The organism is Paenibacillus maysiensis (assembly GCF_000520815.1).
GTDB lineage: Bacteria > Bacillota > Bacilli > Paenibacillales > Paenibacillaceae > Paenibacillus > Paenibacillus maysiensis.
Genome location: NZ_ASRY01000292.1, coordinates 39,845 through 61,193, shown reverse-complemented (window position 1 = coordinate 61,193; position 21,349 = coordinate 39,845). Strand labels below are relative to the sequence as shown.

Annotated in this window: 21 protein-coding genes; 17 read left to right on the top strand and 4 right to left on the bottom strand. The window is 45.4% G+C overall.

Annotation, left to right across the window (positions count from 1 at the left end):
• Nucleotides 1-122: 122 nt before the first annotated feature.
• A complete protein-coding gene (locus L696_RS0122565) occupies nt 123-1,922 on the bottom strand; it encodes a cache domain-containing sensor histidine kinase (protein ID WP_025685671.1) in 1,800 nt (599 codons plus the stop codon).
• A gap of 155 nt (nt 1,923-2,077) precedes the next feature.
• On the opposite strand from L696_RS0122565, the gene L696_RS0122560 reads away from it, so the two are divergent.
• The 10 genes from L696_RS0122560 (at nt 2,078) to L696_RS0122520 (ending at nt 10,385) form a co-directional block, all read left to right on the top strand.
• Nucleotides 2,078-3,028 carry an ABC transporter permease gene (locus L696_RS0122560; RefSeq protein WP_025685670.1) on the top strand — a complete coding sequence of 317 codons (951 nt, stop codon included), beginning with the start codon at nt 2,078-2,080 and terminating at the stop codon, nt 3,026-3,028.
• Nucleotides 3,029-3,044: 16 nt separating this feature from the next.
• Nucleotides 3,045-3,917, top strand: a complete 873-nt coding sequence (locus tag L696_RS0122555; protein ID WP_025685669.1) for a carbohydrate ABC transporter permease — start codon at nt 3,045-3,047, stop codon at nt 3,915-3,917.
• Nucleotides 3,918-4,298: 381 nt separating this feature from the next.
• Nucleotides 4,299-4,550: a hypothetical protein gene (locus L696_RS0122550; protein WP_025685668.1), complete on the top strand. Its 252-nt coding sequence runs from the start codon at nt 4,299-4,301 to the stop codon at nt 4,548-4,550.
• Between the two features lie 274 nt (nt 4,551-4,824).
• A complete protein-coding gene (locus tag L696_RS0122545; RefSeq protein ID WP_025685667.1) occupies nt 4,825-5,448 on the top strand; it encodes a class I SAM-dependent methyltransferase in 624 nt (207 codons plus the stop codon).
• 182 nt (nt 5,449-5,630) lie between these two features.
• Complete coding sequence (locus tag L696_RS0122540) at nt 5,631-6,095, top strand: DUF5662 family protein (RefSeq protein ID WP_342447953.1); 465 nt, start codon at nt 5,631-5,633, stop codon at nt 6,093-6,095.
• Nucleotides 6,096-6,226: 131 nt separating this feature from the next.
• A complete protein-coding gene (locus L696_RS0122535) occupies nt 6,227-6,772 on the top strand; it encodes a GrpB family protein (protein WP_025685665.1) in 546 nt (181 codons plus the stop codon).
• Nucleotides 6,773-7,122: 350 nt separating this feature from the next.
• Nucleotides 7,123-7,569, top strand: coding sequence for a DinB family protein (locus tag L696_RS0122530; protein WP_025685664.1), 447 nt, complete (start codon nt 7,123-7,125; stop codon nt 7,567-7,569).
• Between the two features lie 435 nt (nt 7,570-8,004).
• Entirely contained in the window at nt 8,005-8,238 is a 234-nt protein-coding gene (locus tag L696_RS32130; protein ID WP_245233424.1) for a hypothetical protein, read from the top strand.
• 61 nt (nt 8,239-8,299) lie between these two features.
• Nucleotides 8,300-8,584: a retropepsin-like aspartic protease gene (locus tag L696_RS32125; protein ID WP_342447952.1), complete on the top strand. Its 285-nt coding sequence runs from the start codon at nt 8,300-8,302 to the stop codon at nt 8,582-8,584.
• A gap of 601 nt (nt 8,585-9,185) precedes the next feature.
• Entirely contained in the window at nt 9,186-10,385 is a 1,200-nt protein-coding gene (locus L696_RS0122520; RefSeq protein WP_025685663.1) for a multidrug effflux MFS transporter, read from the top strand.
• A gap of 98 nt (nt 10,386-10,483) precedes the next feature.
• Here the strand turns inward: L696_RS0122520 and L696_RS0122515 are convergent, their stop codons facing one another.
• Nucleotides 10,484-11,347 carry a sulfurtransferase gene (locus tag L696_RS0122515; RefSeq protein ID WP_025685662.1) on the bottom strand — a complete coding sequence of 288 codons (864 nt, stop codon included), beginning with the start codon at nt 11,345-11,347 and terminating at the stop codon, nt 10,484-10,486.
• Between the two features lie 74 nt (nt 11,348-11,421).
• The gene (locus L696_RS0122510) at nt 11,422-12,366 is read right to left on the bottom strand and encodes a DMT family transporter (RefSeq protein ID WP_025685661.1); all 945 of its coding nucleotides are present in this window, start codon (nt 12,364-12,366) and stop codon (nt 11,422-11,424) included.
• Between the two features lie 210 nt (nt 12,367-12,576).
• Here L696_RS0122510 and L696_RS0122505 point away from each other — a divergent pair, with 210 nt between their 5' ends.
• The 7 genes from L696_RS0122505 to L696_RS0122475 all read left to right on the top strand — a co-directional run bounded on the left by L696_RS0122505 (nt 12,577) and on the right by L696_RS0122475 (nt 19,497).
• Nucleotides 12,577-13,482 (top strand): hypothetical protein, encoded by a 906-nt coding sequence (locus tag L696_RS0122505; RefSeq protein ID WP_025685660.1) that lies wholly within the window; start codon nt 12,577-12,579, stop codon nt 13,480-13,482.
• 111 nt (nt 13,483-13,593) lie between these two features.
• Entirely contained in the window at nt 13,594-14,307 is a 714-nt protein-coding gene (dapD, locus tag L696_RS0122500; protein ID WP_025685659.1) for a 2,3,4,5-tetrahydropyridine-2,6-dicarboxylate N-acetyltransferase, read from the top strand.
• Between the two features lie 185 nt (nt 14,308-14,492).
• Nucleotides 14,493-15,629 (top strand): N-acetyldiaminopimelate deacetylase, encoded by a 1,137-nt coding sequence (locus L696_RS0122495; RefSeq protein ID WP_025685658.1) that lies wholly within the window; start codon nt 14,493-14,495, stop codon nt 15,627-15,629.
• A gap of 75 nt (nt 15,630-15,704) precedes the next feature.
• Nucleotides 15,705-16,814: an ABC transporter ATP-binding protein gene (locus tag L696_RS0122490; protein WP_025685657.1), complete on the top strand. Its 1,110-nt coding sequence runs from the start codon at nt 15,705-15,707 to the stop codon at nt 16,812-16,814.
• The gene (locus L696_RS0122485) at nt 16,804-17,616 is read left to right on the top strand and encodes an ABC transporter permease (RefSeq protein ID WP_025685656.1); all 813 of its coding nucleotides are present in this window, start codon (nt 16,804-16,806) and stop codon (nt 17,614-17,616) included. Before L696_RS0122490 ends, L696_RS0122485 begins: the two co-directional genes overlap by 11 nt.
• Entirely contained in the window at nt 17,606-18,427 is an 822-nt protein-coding gene (locus L696_RS0122480) for an ABC transporter permease (protein WP_025685655.1), read from the top strand. The genes L696_RS0122485 and L696_RS0122480 overlap by 11 nt, the downstream gene beginning before the upstream one ends.
• Nucleotides 18,424-19,497 carry an ABC transporter substrate-binding protein gene (locus tag L696_RS0122475; protein WP_025685654.1) on the top strand — a complete coding sequence of 358 codons (1,074 nt, stop codon included), beginning with the start codon at nt 18,424-18,426 and terminating at the stop codon, nt 19,495-19,497. The genes L696_RS0122480 and L696_RS0122475 overlap by 4 nt, the downstream gene beginning before the upstream one ends.
• 520 nt (nt 19,498-20,017) lie before the next feature.
• Here L696_RS0122475 and L696_RS0122465 read toward each other — a convergent pair.
• Entirely contained in the window at nt 20,018-21,181 is a 1,164-nt protein-coding gene (locus tag L696_RS0122465; RefSeq protein WP_025685652.1) for an aminotransferase A, read from the bottom strand.
• Nucleotides 21,182-21,349 lie beyond the last annotated feature (168 nt).

Here is a 21,349-nt window from a genome sequence, read left to right as displayed (position 1 = left end):
TTACAAAAGGGGAAATCCGGGGATAAGCCTATGCTTCCGATGTAGCTTTCTTTCAGAAAGCTTTTAGGCGAACGCTTCGCTTCTCCAGATCTGCCCTCTCCGTTATCGTGTAAATGTTTAGTTCAACTTATATCGTTATGATTTTCTTCCTCTGTTGGAATCTCCCAGATGATCTCTGTTTGGAATCCGCCGAGCGGGGACGGCTTGAAAATAAGGCATGACTGATTGCCGAATAGGTGCATGATCCGCTGGTTCGTATTCCAGAGACCACAGCCCATTTCCTCCTGCAGCGGCTGCTGCATTTTACGATTCAGAGCTTCCAACTGATCCGGGCTCAGGCCGGGTCCGTCGTCATCAATGTAAATTTTGCAGAAACCGTCCGAGCTTTCCCCGCTAATTCGGATTTCACCAGATGAATACGACTTCGCTACGCCGTGAATGACCGAATTTTCCACAATCGGTTGAAGCATTAAACGTGGAACAGACTGGCTAAGCATATGCTCAGGGATATCGATATGATATTCAATTCTCCCATTGCGCAGCTTTTGGATATCCAAATAGTTGACGAGCAGCTTGATTTCTTCCTTCAAAGAAGACGTTTCTCGTTCCACTCGGGTGGTATAGCGATAGTACGCACTTAAGTTATAAGCCATAGAAATGACCGCTTCTTCATCCTTCATCTGGGCCATATTGATGATATAGCCAAGGCAGTTATACAGAAAATGGGGATTGATCTGCGCCTGCAGCTGCTTTAGCGTAGCTTCCCGGGCTCTGATCTTTTCATGAAATACATTCTCGATCAGATCTTGAATTTGATGAGACATATCATTAAATCGATGAAACAGAAATGAGAACTCATTCTGATCCTTGCTATGCAGACGTACGGAATAGTCTCCCCGCTGCACACGCCGTAAGCCCTGGATCAGCTTTTTGATCGGATATTGAACGTTTCTGTACAGTAGTATTGAAGCGGAAATGCCCACAACAAATAGCAGAATCATAGAGAGATAGAACAGGTTCCGACTGAGTGAAATGGGTTGCAGGATCTGATAGAGTGGGACCACATCTACTAAATGCCAATCCAAATATGAAGACCTTACAGAACTGACCAGATAGTTCTTCCCATTCAGCTTCACGACATCCGGTGTAGTGTCCTCCGGGGAGTAAGTATCCAGATAACGAATGAGTTCTTCGGATAGCTGCTTGTCTGCACTGCGGTTCAGAATGGGCGAATTCCCTTTGTGATAAAAGAAGGGATCGCCTTGTCCACCTTTCTTGTACGCATCCAGCATGTTCTGAATGTTCTCATAACTGAAGCTGGCTTCAATCACCAGGTTGCTTCCCGTCAACATCCCCGGCTGGGCCAAGGAATCGGTAAAGAACCAGTAAAAGCATTGAAGCTCCTCTTGAGATTCCGCACCATGATCACCATATGTCCATTGGCCACTCATATTTCTTTTTAGGTAATTCTCATCATACCCTGATGATCTGTTGTAGTTGGCGATGACATCTTGGTTCTGCTGTGAATACACAGCATATCGGGTGGGCCATATATCGGTGACCCCGGATTGAAGCATGATCTTTTCCTGAATGACATATCGGGTCTGCATCTGGTCATAAAGATCATCCCACATGTTCAAACCATTGAATGCCCTGACATTGGGATCTCTAGAGAGAATAAGACTGAAATCCATCATCTGATTAATGCGGGAATCGATTTGACTGGATAAAAACGTGAGCTGTTTGGTATTGGATATTTGCAGCTCTTTGCTTACGACATCGTAGGTGACATTGTTCGAGTAGGTATACATGATAATAATGGGGATGAACAAAACCACGATTAAGCAGTTTATTTTGGCAAACAGACTAAACCGGGATCGAGCCGTTCCTTGGAATAATATAAAGCGCTTCCATATATTCATAAAAGTCTCCTTTAATCGATATTCCTAACAAAACCATATCCATCCTAACAATGTTATATAGTCAGACCTGAGAATTGCCTGATACTATTTATAGCAGAGATCCTCATTACACACAAAAACTTTTTTGGGAACAGGAGAGCGCTATGGAGGCTAATATGGAGGCTAACCGGGTGCCGCAGGCGAACATTGGAAGCAAGCCGAATAGAAGAAAAAAGAAAGTCTATAAACAACCATGGATTCTCCACTTGATGGTGTTGCCGGCGGCCATTATGGTTTTTATTTTTTCGTATATTCCGATGTCCGGGATTCTTATGGCATTTCAAGACTATAAACCTGCACTGGGTTTTTTTAATTCTGAATGGGTCGGACTGAAGCATTTTAGGTACATGTGGGAGAATGATTATTTCCTGCAAATTACGTGGAATACGCTGTTTTTTGCCTGCTCCAAAATTGTAATGAACCTGATTATTCCGTTTATCTTCGCATTATTGTTGAATGAGGTCAGGAAGATGGCGCTCAAAAGAACCATTCAAACACTCGTGTATCTTCCGCACTTTTTGTCTTGGGTTACGCTATCAGGCATTCTGATCGATATTCTGGCCCAGACAGGGATCATCAATCAATTCCTTTCCTCTGTATTCGGCATCAAGCCGATTTTCTTCCTGGGGGATGGCAACTGGTTCCGCTTTACGATCATTGCAAGTGATGTCTGGAAGGAGTTTGGCTTCAACACGATCATTTTCCTGGCGGCACTGTCCGGTATTAATCCGTCACTCTATGAAGCGGCTGAAGTGGATGGGGCGGGGCGCTGGAAGCAGACGATGTATATTACCATCCCGGCGCTTATTCCGATTGGGATCGTGATCGCAACCCTGGCACTAGGCAATGTGCTCAATGCAAACTTCGATCAGATCTTTAACTTATATAGTCCATTAATCTATCAGCAAGCGGATATCATCGATACTTTTGTGTACAGGGAAGGTCTGCTTAGTGGGCAGTTCAGCTTCGCTACCGCCGTGAATTTATTTAAATCGGTTATTAGCTTAATCCTGATCGTGATCTCATACCGACTGGCCTACCGATTCGCGGGGTACAGAATTTTCTAGAAAGGATGACGAGCCGATGTACCATAAAACGATTCCATATCGAGTATTCAGCATATTCAATAATGTGTTCCTGACCATCCTTTCGGTGCTCTGCTTGCTGCCTTTATATCACTTGCTCATGGTATCTCTTAGCGCATCCGCACCTGCCAATGCCGGACTGGTTACGTTCTGGCCGATTGGCTTTACGCTTGAAGCCTATGCCAAGACGTTTGATAATGCCAATTTCCTCTCCTCCTTGTGGGTGTCTGTGGAGCGGACGGTACTTGGAACGGGACTTGCGTTAGTGGTAAATACGATTGCAGCGTATGCGCTCTCCAAGGAGACGCGAGTCTTCCGTGCACGCAATATCTACCTTTGGTATTTTGTCATCACCATGTTATTCAGCGGTGGTCTCATTCCGGGCTACATTCTGATTCTGAAGCTTGGACTGATGAATACATTGCTGGCATTGATTCTGCCTGGATTGGTTGCGGTATTTAACATTATTCTGCTGCTTAATTTCTTCCGTACCGTACCCAAGGATCTGGAGGAAGCCGCTTTTATTGATGGGGCAGGGCATTTGCAGACTTTTATCAAAATATATTTACCCGTCTCCATACCCGTCATTGCCACGGTTTCCCTATTCATGATGGTCGGACATTGGAACTCTTATTTTGACGGGATGATCTATATTCGAGATTCAGAAAAGCTTCCGCTGGCGACATTTATGCAGACGATTATCGTTCAGGCCGACATGTCCAAGCTCGACCCGGAAGCCGTCGCCAATCTGTCCCAGCGAACCATTCGGGCCTCGCAAATCTTTATCAGTGCACTGCCGATCCTGCTCGTGTATCCGTTTCTGCAACGTTATTTTGTGACCGGGATCGTGGTCGGGGCAGTAAAAGAATAATAAATCTACCTATTGAAATAGGGTTTGAAAAGGGAGTTACTGAACTAGTCCGAGACTAGGCCATGTAACTTCTTTTTTTTGTAACGTAGAGGTGGGGGAGAGTAAAAACTCAACGCTTAATTTAGTAGTAGTTATAACGCAGCGCTATAAGCATGTCAGCACGAAAAATATCCAGTGTATTCAGAGCCTGCTGGATCACATGGATATGGAAGCTTGAGCACTCTGTTTAATATTCCTTTTTCACCAATTTTTTCTTCGCAAGTGGAACTGAGTGAGTTATCATATATGTAGTTCAGATACTAACTTGAAGGTGCAGTATTTACGAAGTACATAGATTAGATGTTAGTTGAAGTACACGCAATGATGAAATGAGGGAATGAGATGCCAGAATATTCTCAAATCCAAACCTATATAAAGTGCGATCAAAGTAATATAAAAGAGATCATGCTTGACTTTATAATCGCATTAAATGACTGTGGGATTAAAGACGCTGAAATAATTTCTGTTTTTAGTGAACTAGAATGGGAGATAGATGAGGATGGCCGTCCTTGGGAAGCGTTAATACAGAACGACTTGGATAATATATGGATGTTTGATGCTGCAATAATAAATAAAGGAAATATGAATTATTAATTGCTCGGAAAGAAAAATGGATTAAAGAACCTTAGTGATTGTATTGCAGGGAGGCGTGTAACTCATATAACATAATATTCACGCTTCGGGCCATTCGGCTCTCGGTCCGGCAGGAGGATTTCGGAGATGTGGAAGCAGCCGTACACGTTGATCTTCCTAAGATAGGAACTATCTAAGGAAGATCAATATCGTGAATACAGAAACGTTAGCTGAAATTGCTCAAAGTATGATAAGGATTAAAAGACTATGAAAAAATACTTGAAGGAATGATGATATGGAAGATTATTGGGAGAAGAGATATCGGAATGAAGGTATGATTTGGGGGAGTGCCCCTAGTCGAACCACATATCACGCAATTGATATTTTTAGGAAGCATAATATCAAAACAATATTAGTACCTGGATCAGGATATGGAAGAAACACAAAAGCTTTTTCATCAATTTTTCAAGTTGATGGGATAGAATTATCGAAAGATGCAATCGAGATAGCTATGAATTGGGACCAGGACACTCATTTTATGCAAGGTTCTATTTTAAGTAGTATTGGAAGAGATAAGAAATACGATGCAATTTATTGTTTTGATTTATTGCATTTATTCTTATCCCCAGAACGCAACATATTAATCAGCAATTGTATTCAGAAATTGAACCATCCCAGCTTGATGTATTTCACATGTTTTTCTGACGAAGATAAAAATAATGGGATTGGTCGAGAAATAGAAGAAGGAACGTATGAATACAAAAGAAATAAGTTTGCCCATTTTTTCAGTGAAGAGGATTTGCGAGAACACTTTAGAGGGCTAGAGGTTATTGAAACAGGGTCAACAATTGAGACCTTACATTATAGAGATAATCAGAATAGTGAGTATACATTAAGATATATCATAGTGAAGAATTAGTAAGCATATCGAAGAGGAAGCAACTTCAGGTAATATAATATTCAAGCTGCGGCTCCTTTGGAGTCTTGGTCTGCAGGAAGAGTTTCGGAGAGGCATTTCAGCAGACAACCCCCGAAGGGGTTCATGAATACAGAAACGTTAGGTGAAATGATCGGAAGATGACTTATTAATAAGGAGATGATATTATCCTCAAATCCTATTGGAAGTATTTCCTTTATGTAATAGATCACAAAATTAATGTATTAGTTGAATGCTGGAAAGAAGGATTATATTTTCAAGGTATAGTTCATGATTTGTCTAAATTTAACCCCAAAGAGTTTTTCCCTTATGCACGGAAGTTCTATTCGAATCAAAAGAATGAAAATACAGAAATTGAATGGAAGTATGCATGGCTACACCATCAAAATCATAATAAGCACCACTGGGAATATTGGATTGTAAATAAGGAATCAAAAGAAGCCTTGCCAATGCCCAATAAATATCTAATTGAAATGGTATGTGATTGGAGGTCGTTTTCTAGAAAGTGGGGGCGTAAAGTAAAAGCATCAAGTCTAGTAGAAAGAATGGTGAGCTCAAATAATATAATTTTACATCCTGAAACGAAAGAAGCACTCGAGGATTTTGTAAATTCAGATAGTTCAAAGTAAGTAATGAAGGTGAACTCAGGGAAGTCGATCACGGAAGCAGCTGGACACACCTTGCATGCGCCAGGCATCGTGAATACGGGAACGTTATGAGAAATACTCGCAACATGTAAAACTGAAAGTGAGGTCTTATCATGGATGAACAATGGAGAATAGCTAAGTATGATCCTGAATGGAATTATCTATTTGAAGAATTAGGTAAGAAGTTAAGAGAATCATTGCAAGATACCGCAATAAGAATTGATCATATTGGATCAACTTCAGTAGTAGGATTAGAGGCGAAACCCATAATAGATATTCAGATTTCTGTTATAGATTTTGATGATTTGTCACAATATCAATCCAAGATTGAACGACTAGGATTTGTTTACAGATCTGAAAACATCGATAAAACAAAAGGATATTTCCGAGAGATTCCAGGAACAAGAAGGACTCATATTCATGTTAGACAAGTTGGAAGTTTAGGTGAACAGATTTCTTTACTTTTTAGAGATTATTTAAGAACTCATCCTGAAGATTGTGTACGTTATGTAGCTGAAAAACACCGATTAATGAATCTTTTTCGTCATGATAGAGTGAAATATGTGGATGGAAAAGACCCTATTATTTGGGACATCCTTAAAATGGCTACTAAATGGTCTCAAATAAAGGGATGGAATCCAGAAAAAACAGATATGTAGTAGATTCAAGGAAGGCGATAGCATCCTATAACATCGTATCTACGCTGCGGCCTATCGGCCTTGGTCTGCAAGAGGGATTTCTAGGATGCGAATTCAGCAGACAACCCTGCACCACCTAACCGCGTCGCGGCCAGTCGCTTTGCTCCTTTAAGGTGGTGAGGATTCGTAGATATCCAAACGTTATGTGAAATCAGCGAACATCATAAAAACACATTATAAGTTATTGATCATTTATTACAAAGATGCCTTTCAGCTATCGGACGTTGAGTTAAAGAACGGGTAGAACTTTGTTTTCTCTTTTTATAGAATTCATATAAAACAAGTGATTGATAATGTGGGAGGCGGTACCATTGAAAACAATCCAAAAGATGTTTGAGCATTTAAATTGGGCTAATCAAAGCATTCTAGAAATATTTCAGAATGTAGAGATTGGGGAGCAGCAGTTAAGTTTATTTACTCATATTCTATATGCTGAACAAATATGGTTAACTAGATTAAAAGGAATGGACAGTTCACAAATGCCTATCTGGTCGGATGGGGATATAACAGTCTGTGCAAAACTTATTAAACAAAATGAAGAAAACTTCAAAACATTTCTCGCTGAAATAGCAAAAACTGACCTGGATAACTTAATAACATACACAAATAGTAGTGGTAAAGAGTTTATGACTTCTATACGAGATATTTTAACTCACGTAGCACTTCATGGTCAGTATCATCGAGGACAGATTAACTCGCGACTTCGAGCAGATGATATTGATCCAGTTAACATTGATTATATTACTTTTGTAAGATAGATGTATCAGATTAAGTAACCCCTTGCTGAAGCACTGTTCTAATTGTTTGCTTGCTGAACTCATGGATAACGTTGCTACGTAAACTTGTAAAATACAATTCAGATATTACGCATTGTTGTTACGCTAACGAGACACGATATTTAAAAATAACTAAAGTTGGGGAATACAAAGAAGACGCTGACATCATATAACAATACATTTCTGCTTTGTCGCTACCGTTCCTTGGTCGCCAAGTGGGTTTTCGGAGAAGCTTATTCAGACGACACATTCAAACGGCTAAGTCTGACGACCCGATGCTACGCACCTTAAGCAGCTTGAACGTAAGAAATGTGCAACGTTATATGGAAATCGGCGGCATATGTTAAAATGATAAAAAGAAGAATTAGGACGAAAAGGTAGGAGGTAGAACACATGAAATGGTAAGAAGTTAGAGAACTGTTCCCTGACCAATTTGTTCTGGTTTCTATAATTAATTATCATGAGGAAGACAATAAAAAAATAGTAGATGAAGTTGCACCGATTTGCACAATATCAGAAGAAGATGCGAATAAAGAGTTTTTTAAAGTAAAGCCTGAGAACATAGTGTACCATACATCAAATCAAGACTTTGTGATTCACCTCCGCAGAGATCTATTAATGAGAGTGAGACGTAATACTAATGAAAATTAACTATGATGGTCAGTTAATTACAACGTCACTTACCATTACATTTAGAGGAAGAGTATTGTGAATAGATGATGTAATTATAGATACAGGATCTTCACATACTATAATTAGTCCTGATATTTTAGAGGAAATCGGTGTGACTTACGAAACAGGGGATTCAATATATGAAGCATACGGGATCGGAGGAAGTATTCCTTTCTACACAAAAATTATGGACAGGATTGAAATAGGTACAAACAGCATTCAAAATATAGATGTAGATGTAGGCATATTGCCTAAAGATCATAAAGGACTCCTCGGATTGGATATTGATTCGATTAAGTACATACGCCAAATTGTCAGAACGTAAAAAAGTCAGCTTTGGAGTTCTGTAGAAGGTCGCCTCACTCAGCTCAAGTTGATTTTTCCTTGAAGACTGAGTCCCATTAGGAGATCTTTAGTCTGCGACCTGGAGATGTTATAGCTGAGGAGACTAGGACCTAAGGATGAGAAGTTTTCAGTCATTCATATGTGTAATTGTTTTCAACCTTCTCAGGTTGAGTCCTTGTTGACTTCAGCGACCATAATCCAGTGTCTCAACCATACAAGGGCACTATATAAAACACACCAAAAGTCTGCGTGCAAAGCGGGCTTTTGGTGTTGCACGCATGAACGAACGAAACATGATCCGTACCTAAAAGTCGTGAAAAATTCTATGATTCGTGGAATTGCCACTCATCCGTTCAGAGAACCCGGTGACAGTGAAGAGAGGTACACGGAACATTATATCAAACAATTTATGAAAGGCTTCAATAATCTGATATAATAGCTCTTAGTTTAATCCCCCCTTATTATGAAGAAATGGTGAATAATATGCTTTCATTTTCCAGACTAATCAAATGCAAACCCCCAATCCCGTAATTTCTTAGCCAGTCGGTTGAGATTTTTAAATGATATGGGGGATATTGGCTGTGCAAAGAAAAATCTCAAAACATATATCGTTATTATTATTAATCATACTTGTCGGTTTTCCGCAAATTAGCGAAACGATCTATACACCTTCGTTACCGGACATCGCCCGCCATATGGCAGCGAGCAGCAATGCCATTCAACTTACGCTCAGCATATATTTTTTGGGCTTTGCCTTAGGGGTATTTTGCTGGGGCAGGCTGTCAGATTTGATGGGACGCCGCCCGTCGATGCTGTGGGGCATTTTCGTCTATGCCATAGGCAGCCTGGGTTGTTATTGGTCTTCATCGGTCGAATGGCTCATGGTATGCCGTTTTATTCAGGCTTTTGGCGCCAGCGCTGGCTCTGCCGTAACCCAAACGATATTGCGCGAAAGTCTGGATGGGGCGAAGCGTCATGCAGCCTTTGCCCAAATCTCGGCCGCACTGGCGTTTACACCTGCAGTTGGGCCGCTTTTGGGCGGATGGGTCGATCAGGCACTCGGCTTTCGAGCGGTGTTCTTCACGCTTGTATTAATGGGCGTGGTCATCTGGCTATATGCTTGGGTACGGTTGCCTGAAACCCGACTGGAGGCGACTCAAAACGTCAGCATGTTGTCCGTGGCAGCGCGGTTGATGAAGGATCGCAGAGTATGGCGCTTCGGCTTGCTCATCGGAGCTGCCAACGGAATTTTGTTCAGCTATTATGCTGAGGCTCCGTTTATTTACATTGATTTTTTCGGGATGAGTGCTGGCACTTTCGGATGTCTAGGTATCTTTGTTGCGCTATCGTCCATTGTGGGGGCAATGCTGTCCAGAAGACTGCTGCCCGCAATTCAAGCGGAACGAATTATTACTCTCGGCTGTGGTGTATCAACTACTGGGGCGCTTAGTCTTGCCTGTCTGGCGCTTTACGGAATCGAAGCCACGCTGATCGACCTTGTGCTCACAGTATCCTGCGTATTCGTCATCCTGCTGGGTATCGGCATGGCCCTTCCAAACTGTCTCAGTATGGCCCTCGTGGATTACCATGACGTCCTGGGGACCTCAGGAGCTATGTTTGGACTCGGCTATTATTTGCTGGTGAGTATAATTACGAGCGGAATGAGTTTGATTCATAACGGCTCGTTACTTACGATGCCTTTATACTTTCTCGTACTTGTTCTGTCCATGCTTTTGGTCAGTTTGATGCGAAGGTCCAAGGAACAACAGGCAGCAACATAGCTAAGCGCTTCTTATGCAGCAAGGAACCATCCGACCAGTCTTCCTTTTGCAATGTGAAGGAAAAACAAAAGCCCGCGTTCAGCGCGGGCTTTTCGTATTTATTCTTCACCAGTAGCCACCGGATTTTCCTCATAGCTAATCCAATCGCTCCAGCTCCCCGGATATAACCGCACCTTACTAAATCCTGCCTCGCCCAAGGCCAGCACATTCGGGCAGGCGGATACGCCAGAACCGCAATATACGATGATCTCAGCGTTCTGATCGAGGTCTGAGAAATGCTGTTTCAACTGCTCTGCGTTTTTAAATGTACCCTTTTCGTCCAAGACCTCTTTCCAGAAGAAATTCACTGCACCGGGGATATGCCCCGCTGCTTGATCTATGGGCTCTTCCAGTCCCAGGTAGCGCGGACGCTCTCGTGAGTCGATCAATATAGGTGAAAAACCGATAGGGGAGCCGACGGGAACCGAACCTTCGGATACACGTCGCACCTCTTCCATACTTGTGAGCATTTGTGGCTGAACGTTCGCTACAAAGGTTGAGGGAATGCGGATCGGCTGGTCTGCCGTGATTGGGAACTTCGCTTCCTTCCATGCACTGTAGCTTTCATCCAGCACATATACCTGCTCATGTCCCAAATAGCGCAGCAGCCACCAGAAGCGGGAAGCCATCATGCCCCCTTGATCGTCGTAGGCAATGATGCGTGAAGCTGCGTTGATTCCGACGCGACTCAGACGCGCGGCAAGTGTGTCGGTATCCGGTAAAGGATGGCGTCCGCCATGTTCACCCAGAGGAGCCGTGAGGTCTTCCTCCAGGTCGAAGTGAACAGCCCCCGGAATATGATCCTCATTAAATTGAGCCCGTCCCGCTCCGGCTTGTCCGAGCAGAGAACGGCAGTCTGCGATGATGATATCTGGCTCATATAGTCGAGCTAACAGCCAGCGTTTGGATACGATAGATTTCATAAGGGATTCCGCCTTTCCTTTTTATCATTGAGTTCCGCGAATTGAGTATAGTTCATGAAAATGGGGTAAATAAGTTAAGAACCTGTCTTAAGGGGAAGCTCGCTGTCGGGCAATTCACTTTGGTGGACGACCTTCTTTTTAAAATCGGTTCCGTATCGGATAAAAATCCATACCCCGAACAGGATGAAGAAGCCTGCGCCAAATTGTAAGGCAGAAAGTTTTTCTCCCAGCAACACCCAGGCTAGCAAGGAAGAAATAACGGGCTCACCGAGTACTGCCATCGACACCGCTGTGGCGTTAATGTATTTGAGCAGCCAGTTAAACAGGTAATGGCCGAACAAAGTGGGCACAATGGCGAGCAACAGGAACAGTCCCCATTCCCGTGGGGCATATCCGGTAAAAGGAATCGCGTTGACTACATTATACAGCGCAAGCGATGTGGCCGCGATGGCGAATACCCAAAAGTTATACACAAAGGCGCTCAAATGCTCGCGCAAATGCTTGCCCATCAGCATATGGATAGAGACGGCCACCATCCCCAGAAAGGATAAGGCATCTCCAAGCAGGGCTTGTCCCGAGGCGTGGAAATCCCCGGCTCCGATCGCCAGCGAGCCAACAAAAGCCAGGCCCATTCCGATGAGCATAGCCCGGTTTGTGCCCGTGCGGAAAAACAAAAAAGAACCGAGCATGACAAGGATCGGCTCCAATGTCATAATAACGGTAGAACTTGCAACAGTGGTCAGTCGCAGCGAGCCCATCCAGAGCAAGAAGTGCAGCCCTAGTGCAATACCGGACCAGATGATCAGCATCCATTGCTTGCGGCTCAGGCTGAATAGCTCGGTACGGTATTTCCAGACCAGAGGCAGCATGACGAGATTGGTCAGGTACAAACGGTACATAGCGATGACGGACACCTCGGCTTCAGACCATCTTACGAAGATCGAGGAGAACGAAATAGCGATAATACCTACGATGTACAGTAGTTCAAAGGAAAATGACGGTTTGTGCGCTTGATTCATCTGACAGCTCCATCCAGTACGGAGGAAGAATAATACGTATTCGTTTCCTTCCATCGGTATCTCGAAAATTAGGTTTAATACAGCCCATTATATCGTACCTGACATCTGCGTGGAATATAAAAAGCGGGAGTAGGAGGAAGGATATTAAGTATGAAGCTGCGTAGGAACTTTTGCCGCACAAACTCGTCTATCATAGTGGAGGTGGATTTTATGAAAAAACGCAACACATTTTCAATCATACTGTTAACTGTAGTGTCAGTGCTGGCTCTGTCAGCCTGTGGAACGAAACCGCAAACCAATAATACCGCACCTCAAGAGGCAGACCAACCGCAGACGCAACAGCCACAAGTTAAACCGGAGCCAATCGCCGAGCCAGAGGTTAAAAAGGGAACAGGTGTATACAACGGAGCCGCTGACCCGCACACGGTTGAAATTGAAACCAATGGAGAAGCCCAGTCTTTCCAACTGGGTGACGGACTGGACACGGTGGTAGCCGGACTTGAGGAAGGCGATTCGGTCGCATTTGAATACAACGAAAAAGCAGTGGAAGGCGACGCGGTTGCCAAGCAACTGATTTTGACGAAAATTGAAAAAACAGAAACTGCAACAGGCAGCACGCAAAACGGCAGCTCCGGTCAAGCAGTAGGCGGTGAACGCCCGAAAACTCAAGCTTTTGAGCTTGGCCTTGAAGGGAAAAAGGAAAAGCAAACCGCTACGTTGGCTGAAGGAGAGGGATATTCACTGTATGTGTTTGACCCCATGTCCCTGTTTCCTGATCAGAACCGCGTAGCCTTGGCTGTAGATGATAACTATTACGCTGAAATTACGAAGCTGCCTTCCGATTTTAATCTGGACGAGCTTCAAAAGGAAGGCGAAAAGGATCTGTCTTCTATGGGCAAAGCGGTGAAAGTAGACAAAGCCAAAGTGCCTCAAGCGCTGACCAGCAGCCGTCTGTTCCTGCAAGCGAACGGTTCGAAGGTCACACGCCAATATATTGTAGTGGAAAATAAAACAGGCGGCTTCATCGTGAAGGTAAACATTCCTAAGGGCGAGCCTGCCGAAGGATTCGAATCCTTCATTTATACATCGCTGGAGAGCCTGCAAGCCAACAAGTAACTCGAATCCGTAATTGCGGGACCTGTACTTTTGTGCTATAAAGGATGAGAGAATAAGATCATTCCGGCTTGCGAAGTCGTATGAAGCGATGAAGGAGTTGTTCGATTTACTATGTCCATCGAAATGAATACACAAGAAGTCATCAACGTGATTAAAAACAGCAAGAAAAAAACGCCTGTTAAAGTATATGTAAAAGGGGCTTTGGCTTCCGCATCATTCGGCGAGAATGTTCAAGCTTTTATTTCCGGAGACAGCGGCGTTGTATTTGGCGATTGGGTCGACATCAAGCCTGTATTGGACAGCGTTAACGCTAAAGAAGAAGACTATGTGGTGGAAAACGACCGCCGCAATTCCGCAGTGCCTATGCTCGATCTGAAAGGCATCAATGCCCGCATCGAGCCAGGCGCGTATATTCGCGATTTGGTTGGTATCGGTAATAACGCAGTCATTATGATGGGTGCAGTCATTAACATCGGTGTCACCATTGGTGAAGGCACAATGATTGATATGAATGCTGTACTTGGCGGCCGTGTTAAAGTAGGTAACATGTGTCACATCGGTGCAGGCGTAGTCCTTGCGGGTGTTATTGAGCCTCCATCTGCACAGCCTGTTGTGGTAGAAGACGATGTATTGATCGGTGCAAATGCAGTCGTATTGGAAGGTGTGCGAATCGGTAAAGGTGCAGTCGTTGCAGCCGGAGCTGTCGTAACCGAAGATGTACCTGAATACTCCGTAGTTGCAGGTACACCTGCACGCGTCATCAAACAGGTCGACGATAAGACCAAATCAAAAACTGAAATCTTGAAGGACCTGCGCGTTCTGTAAGACTGAAAAAAGTTTTTAAATGTACAAAAGGTGAACGATTCCTTGTCAGTGGTATGGACGCATTGACAGCACAATTTAGGGACGAAGCACAACGGACAAGGCTCGGCGGCTGCGCCGGGCTTTTGTCCTTTTGTTCTTTTGTCTGATAAACCTGATAAGTTAGGAAAAGGAGGCGGATCAGCGGAATGAGCACGGTCGATTATCATTCTTTTGTTCAAATACGAAGGGATTTGCATCAAATTCCCGAGCCTGGTTTTGAGGAATTTAAAACGCAGCAATATCTGCTGAATTATTTGGCAACGCTCCCTCAGGAGCATCTGGACATACGTACATGGCGTACTGGCGTACTGGTGTTGATTCATGGAACGGCTCCTGCACGTCGATATGGATATCGCTGCGATATGGATGGTTTGCCAATTGTGGAAGAGACGGGCTATGATTTCCGTTCGACCCATCCCGGCTACATGCATGCTTGCGGTCATGATTTACATATGACGATTGGATTGGGTATTGTTTCTCACTTTGCAAACCACCCGATCAAGGATGACCTGGTCGTACTGTTTCAGCCTGCCGAGGAAGGACCGGGCGGAGCATTGCCGATGCGGGACAGCGCCGAGCTGGCAGACTGGCTGCCGGATGAAATCGTCGCGCTGCATGTTGCACCGGAGTATCCGGTGGGCACGATTGCAACTCGCCCCGGCATTTTGTTTGCGAACACATCAGAGCTGTTTATCGATCTGAAGGGTACAGGGGGACATGCGGCATATCCGCACAAAGCGAATGACATGGTGGTGGCGGCCTGTCAGTTGGTCGGACAATTGCAAACGGTTGTAGCCCGTAATGTGAACCCGCTGGATTCAGCGGTCATTACGATTGGCAAGGTCAGCGGCGGTACGAAGCAGAATATTATTGCTGAAACAGCCCGTTTGGAGGGCACCATTCGCACGTTATCCGCCGACACGATGACACTGGTCAAATCGCGGATTGAAGCGCTGGTGCGCGGGATGGAAGCTGGATTCGAATGCCAGGCAGAGATTGATTATGGCTCAAATTACTTGCAAGTGTTCAATGAAGCCAAGGTGACAGAGGAATTTATGAACTGGGTCCGTGAACGGCAGGATGTACAGCTCATTGAATGCGCGGAAGCGATGACCGGAGAGGATTTTGGATATTTTCTGGAGCGAATTCCGGGGCTGATGTTCTGGCTTGGCGTTGATACGCCATATGGTCTGCATCATGCCAAGCTGGAGCCTGCAGAGGAAGCCATTGGTGTGGCGATTCGTGTATTGACAGACTATTTTACATGGAAGTCTCAAGGGTAAATGATACGCCCTGAATAAATAGGTTTAATGAAAAGAATGAAATGGAATGAAGTCGAATCTTTGAAGGAGGGTGTTATGGGAGAGCAAACCATCATCCGATTTGAACGGGTGACCAAGCAATATGACAACGATCCCCCGGTGCTGGCTGATGTCAGCTTTGAGATTGAGCGTGGTAAATTTTATACACTGCTGGGTCCTTCCGGCTGTGGTAAAACGACGATTTTGCGTATGATTGCAGGTTTTGCAGAGCCGACGGAAGGCTCGATTTATTTGAATGACAAGCTGATTAATCGTGTTCCAGCCAATGAACGGCAGGTCAATACGGTTTTTCAGGACTATGCATTATTTCCACATCTGAATGTGTTTGAAAATGTGGCTTTCGGTCTGCGAATCAAAAAGATGAACAATAAGACCATTCAGGAGAAGGTTGCGCAGGCATTGTCCTTTGTCAATCTGGAGGGCTACGATGAACGGGAAATTTCTGAAATGTCCGGAGGGCAACGCCAGCGTGTTGCTATTGCACGGGCCATCGTCAATGAGCCGGACGTTCTGCTGCTGGATGAGCCGCTGTCTGCACTGGATTTGAAGCTGCGGACAGAAATGCAGTACATTTTGCGTGAAATGCAGCAGCGTCTTGGAATCACCTTTATTTTTGTAACGCATGATCAGGAGGAAGCGCTGGCCATGTCGGACGAAATTTTTGTTATGAATAAAGGAAAGATCGAGCAGAGCGGTACACCGAATGATATTTATGATGAGCCGATCAATCGGTTTGTTGCGGATTTTATCGGGGAATCCAACATTGTACCAGGACGCATGATCGCGGATTATCAGGTGGAGTTTAATGGTCGGCAGTTTGAATGTGTCGATGGAGGATTACGCCCGAATGAACCGATTGAAATTGTGATTCGACCCGAGGATTTGGAGATTACAACCGTTACAGAGGGCAAACTGCGAGTAAAGGTGGATACCCAGCTGTTCCGCGGTGTCCACTATGAAATTAGCTGCTATGATGATTCCGGTCAGGAGTGGCTGGTGCATTCTACCAAAAAGGCGGAGCTGGGCAGTGAAATCGGTCTTCATTTTGACCCGGAAGCGATCCACGTGATGCGGTTCGGGGAAACGGAGGAGGAATTTGATCGGCGTCTGGAGGCCTATGAAGAGGTGGAGCAGCATGTCCGGTAATACGAGAGCAGCGTATCTGCTGCCTTACTATTTATGGATTGTGCTGTTCGTGGCAGCCCCGGTCGTGCTTGTATTTTACTATTCGCTATTTGATGTAGATGGTCATTTCACGTTCAGTAACTATGTACAATTTCTGACCCCTGTCTATTTGAGCATGACGCTTAGCTCGTTTTGGTATGCGTTGTTGATTACGGTATTTTCGCTGTTGGTGGCTTATCCGGCGGCGTATTTGCTCACCCGAACCAAGCATAAGCAGCTGTGGCTGTTGCTCATTATTTTACCGACGTGGATTAACTTACTGCTTAAAACATATGCTTTTATCGGAATTTTTGGTACGTATGGTCCGGTGAATGCTGTGTTGGGCTTGGTTGGACTGGGTGGTCAGCAATTATTGTTTACCAGCTCCAGCTTTGTGTTTGTATCGGTTTATATTTTTGTGCCGTTTATGATCTTGCCCATCTACAACGCGCTGGAAGGGCTGAACCCTTCACTGCTGGACGCCGCACGTGATCTGGGCGCTTCCAAGTGGACGGCGTTTCGCCGGGTTATTTTTCCATTAACGCTATCTGGTGTGCGATCCGGGTGTATGGCGGTATTCATCCCGGCGCTGTCGCTATTTATGATTACCCGTCTGATTGCAGGCAACCGTGTTATTACACTGGGGACGGCGATTGAGCAGCATTTTCTGGTCACACAGGATTGGGGTATGGGCTCTACGGTTGCGGTGTTCCTGATTTTGGCGATGGCGATCATTATGCTGATAACCTCGGGAACGAAACGGAGGGTGCGGCATGGCAAATAAAAACCGGTTCGGGAATATTTATTTGGTGCTCGTCTTTCTTGTGTTGTATGCGCCTATTCTGTACTTGATGTATTATTCGTTCAATAGCGGCGGGACGATGCACCAATTTGAAGGCTTTACGCTCCAATACTACAAAGAGGTGTTTGCCGACACCCGCTTGATTATCATTGTTATAAACACCTTGGTCATTGCGTTGTTGTCCTCTGCGCTGGCTACGATTATTGGCATCATGGGAGCGCTGGCTATTCACCAGATGCAGAACCGTCGGGTCAAAAATACGCTGCTGTCGCTCAACAATGTGCTGATCGTGAACCCGGACGTCATTATTGGCGCATCCTTCCTCATTTTGTTCACGATGGTGGGGATCAAGCTGGGCTTTTACTCGGTGTTGTTGTCCCATATTGCATTTAGTGTGCCGATTGCGGTCATTATGATTTTGCCACGGCTTCAGGAAATGAGTCCATCGCTGGTGGATGCGGCCCGGGATTTGGGTGCCAGCCGGATGGATGTGCTGACCAAGGTCATTTTACCTTTTATCAAGCCGGGGATTTACGCGGGCTTCTTTATGGCGCTAACGTACTCGCTGGACGATTTTGCGGTGACCTTTTTTGTGACAGGCAGCGGCTATTCTACCTTATCAGTGGAAATTTACTCGCGTGCCCGCCAAGGGGTTTCCCTGTCTATTAATGCGCTGTCCACGCTCATTTTCCTGTTTACTGTGCTGTTGGTGGTGGGTTACTACTTTATTATGCGCAAGGCGAATCGGAATGGGAAAAAGGAGCCTGCGGCGGAAATGGGGGTACCTAGATGAAGTCGCTTGTGCGCGTGTTTCTGTCGATTTTTATCATCTCGTTCGGTCTGATGGGGGTGGCGGCATGGCTGAACTCCAGTCAAGGCTATTCCGGTGGCAATACGCTGACGGTATACAACTGGGGAGACTATATCGACCCTGAGTTAACGGCAAGGTTCCAGAAGGAGACGGGGATTACCGTCATTTATCAGACGTTTGACTCCAATGAGGCGATGCTGACGAAAATTGAGCAGGGAGGAACATCGTTTGATGTAGCGGTTCCTTCGGAGTATGCTCTGGCTAAAATGAAGCAGGAGCACCTGTTGCTCCCGCTGGATCACAGCAAGCTGCCGAATTTGAAGCATGTGGATGCTCATTTTCTGAACCTTTCGTTTGACCCGAAAAACCAATATTCTGTACCGTATTTTTGGGGTACGGTCGGCATTGTGTTTAACCCGGAGCTAACAAAAGGAATTGATTTTCATAGCTGGGATGGTCTGTGGAATCCGAAGCTGCGTAACAACCTCCTGCTGGTCGATGGTGCGAGGGAGGTTGTGGGTATGTCGCTGAACAGCCTCCACTATTCCTTGAACGATACGAATGAGGCGCATTTGCAGCAGGCTTTAACGAAGCTGGAGAAATTAGCGCCCAATGTCAAAGCGGTTGTCGGTGACGAGATTAAAATGCTGCTGGCAAACGAGGAAGCTGCTGCTGGTGTTGTATGGTCCGGTGATGCGTCCGAAATCATGGACGAGAACGACAAGCTGGATTACATCGTGCCGGATGAAGGCTCCAACCTGTGGTTTGATAACATGGTTATTCCGAAAACCGCCACCCATGTGGACGCGGCTCATAAATTTATCAATTTCATGATGCAGCCCGACGTAGCCGCCCAAAATGCCGAGTTTGTAGGCTACTCCACACCTAACGCGGATGGAAAGAAGCTGTTGCCCGAAGATATATCCGGTGATGAGCGCTTTTATCCACCATCTGAAATTACGGATAAGCTGGAGGTCTACGACAACCTGGGCAAGCGAATGCTGGCTCATTACAATGAATTGTTCCTGCAATTCAAAATGCATTTAAAGTAAGAGAGTGGCGGAGGCGCGTGGATTCAGGTTTGAGCTTTAAAGGACGCTGCGGGGGCGGATGGTGCTTACCATCGCTGTTAAATTCCGATTTTTTGATTTGAAGTCTAAAGGTGAAAATCGGAATTTAAAGGCGAACGCTTCGCTTGTCCAGCACCATTCCGCCCCCTCCGCTGCGTCGTGCTTAAAGCTTGCACCCATGAATCCCTACGCCGATGGTGAGGGAGTAGTGGAAGAGCGAATAGGCCCTTGAACCACCTGTGCGGGTGGTTCAAGGGCCTATTTTGTTTACTCACCGTGCAAAGCGGTGAGTATTGTTCTTTTCCTCTGCGCCCCACATGCTCAAAGGAATTTGGTGACTTTAAGGTGGGCAGTGAGCGAAGCGGGCCATTTGAATCTGAAGAAGCGATAGCGTTCGCCTTTGCAGGGGGATTCTTACCACTAAATGTCTTATACAATCCAAGAATCCCCCCTGCAACAGCGATCGGAAGATCAAATGGACCGCGTAGCGCCTCTTCCCACCTTAACTCCTCACAATTCCTTTAACAAACCTCTCTATTTTATCCAACCCCTGCTCCAGCACATCTTGTCCGTAAGCATAGGACAACCGAATGTATCCTTCGCCATAGGAGGAAAAGGCATCTCCCGGCACGACAGCCACCCCATGCTCTTCCAGTAGCTTCAGGGTGAAATCCATCGAGCTTAAGCCAAAATGGGCGATGGAAGGGAATAGATAAAAGGCCCCCTCGGGTTTTTCGAGTGGAATGCCCATGTCGGTTAGCCTTCCATGTACATAGTCACGGCGCTTGCGGTATTCCTCGCGCATCGGAAGTGCATCTTCGACACCGACGGTCAAGGCTTCCAGCGCAGCATATTGGCTGATTGAGCTGGCACAGGTCACATTGTATTGATGTACCTTGACCATATGCTGTGTAATTGCAGCAGGTGCAAGCGTAAAACCAATCCGCCAGCCCGTCATGGAGTGCGATTTGGACAGGCCGTTGATGACGATGGTTCGTTCCCGCATGTCTGGAAGGGCAGCAATAGACACGTGTGGCGCATCGTAAATCAGTTCACTGTATATTTCATCTGAAATGATAAACAGCTCGCGGTCTCTCAGCAAATCTGCGACAGCCTCCAGCTCTTCGCGGCTCATCACTCGTCCGGTTGGGTTCGAAGGATATCCGAGGATGACGGCTTTCGTCCGTTCGGTCAAATACGGCTCCAGCACCTCGGCGGTCAGCTTAAAGCCGCTTTTACGGGTGTCAGCCAGCACGGGCACGCCACCTGACAAGCGAATCAATGGCTCGTATCCTGGGTAGATGGGCACAGGCAAAATGACTTCGTCACCGGGGGATAAAATCGTGCGCAGGGCAATATCCAGCGCTTCGCTGGCCCCATTCGTTACGATAACCTCATCCTGTCCACGGTAATTCAGTTCGTATTTATGCGCTACAAACGCCGTTGCCGCTTCCCGTAGCTCGGGCAGTCCCGGATTTGGCGTATAAGAGGTGCGTCCTTCGTTAATCGCCCGGTGGGCGGCTTCCATAATATGCGGAGGGGTAGGGAAATCCGGCTGTCCAATCGTTAAAGACAGGGTTCCGGGTAATGCGGCAACTTTATTGGCAATCTTGCGGATGCCGCTGATTTGAATGTTTTTAACCTGATCGTTAAGCAAGTGCTCCATAGCGTATGTGCCACCTTTTTCTGTATTAGAACAAGTTTACAATAATTTGATCTCATTATGCTACGGCGGAGCCATTCATTTTACATAATTCAGGTACTGGTTTGACTATTTTATGGTATGTTTAAACATGGAATATATTTTGTAAGCGTGATCATAGCTAAAATTGGG

Excerpts from the sequence above, each read along its gene's own strand:
- L696_RS0122565 (WP_025685671.1), bottom strand. The coding sequence starts at position 1,922 with ATGAATATATGGAAGCGCTTTATATTATTCCAAGGAACGGCTCGATCC.
- L696_RS0122560 (WP_025685670.1), top strand. The coding sequence starts at position 2,078 with ATGGAGGCTAACCGGGTGCCGCAGGCGAACATTGGAAGCAAGCCGAAT.
- L696_RS0122555 (WP_025685669.1), top strand. The coding sequence starts at position 3,045 with ATGTACCATAAAACGATTCCATATCGAGTATTCAGCATATTCAATAAT.
- L696_RS0122550 (WP_025685668.1), top strand. The coding sequence starts at position 4,299 with ATGCCAGAATATTCTCAAATCCAAACCTATATAAAGTGCGATCAAAGT.
- L696_RS0122545 (WP_025685667.1), top strand. The coding sequence starts at position 4,825 with ATGGAAGATTATTGGGAGAAGAGATATCGGAATGAAGGTATGATTTGG.
- L696_RS0122535 (WP_025685665.1), top strand. The coding sequence starts at position 6,227 with ATGGATGAACAATGGAGAATAGCTAAGTATGATCCTGAATGGAATTAT.
- L696_RS0122515 (WP_025685662.1), bottom strand. The coding sequence starts at position 11,347 with ATGAAATCTATCGTATCCAAACGCTGGCTGTTAGCTCGACTATATGAG.
- L696_RS0122510 (WP_025685661.1), bottom strand. The coding sequence starts at position 12,366 with ATGAATCAAGCGCACAAACCGTCATTTTCCTTTGAACTACTGTACATC.
- L696_RS0122505 (WP_025685660.1), top strand. The coding sequence starts at position 12,577 with ATGAAAAAACGCAACACATTTTCAATCATACTGTTAACTGTAGTGTCA.
- dapD (WP_025685659.1), top strand. The coding sequence starts at position 13,594 with ATGTCCATCGAAATGAATACACAAGAAGTCATCAACGTGATTAAAAAC.
- L696_RS0122495 (WP_025685658.1), top strand. The coding sequence starts at position 14,493 with ATGAGCACGGTCGATTATCATTCTTTTGTTCAAATACGAAGGGATTTG.
- L696_RS0122490 (WP_025685657.1), top strand. The coding sequence starts at position 15,705 with ATGGGAGAGCAAACCATCATCCGATTTGAACGGGTGACCAAGCAATAT.
- L696_RS0122485 (WP_025685656.1), top strand. The coding sequence starts at position 16,804 with ATGTCCGGTAATACGAGAGCAGCGTATCTGCTGCCTTACTATTTATGG.
- L696_RS0122480 (WP_025685655.1), top strand. The coding sequence starts at position 17,606 with ATGGCAAATAAAAACCGGTTCGGGAATATTTATTTGGTGCTCGTCTTT.
- L696_RS0122475 (WP_025685654.1), top strand. The coding sequence starts at position 18,424 with ATGAAGTCGCTTGTGCGCGTGTTTCTGTCGATTTTTATCATCTCGTTC.
- L696_RS0122465 (WP_025685652.1), bottom strand. The coding sequence starts at position 21,181 with ATGGAGCACTTGCTTAACGATCAGGTTAAAAACATTCAAATCAGCGGC.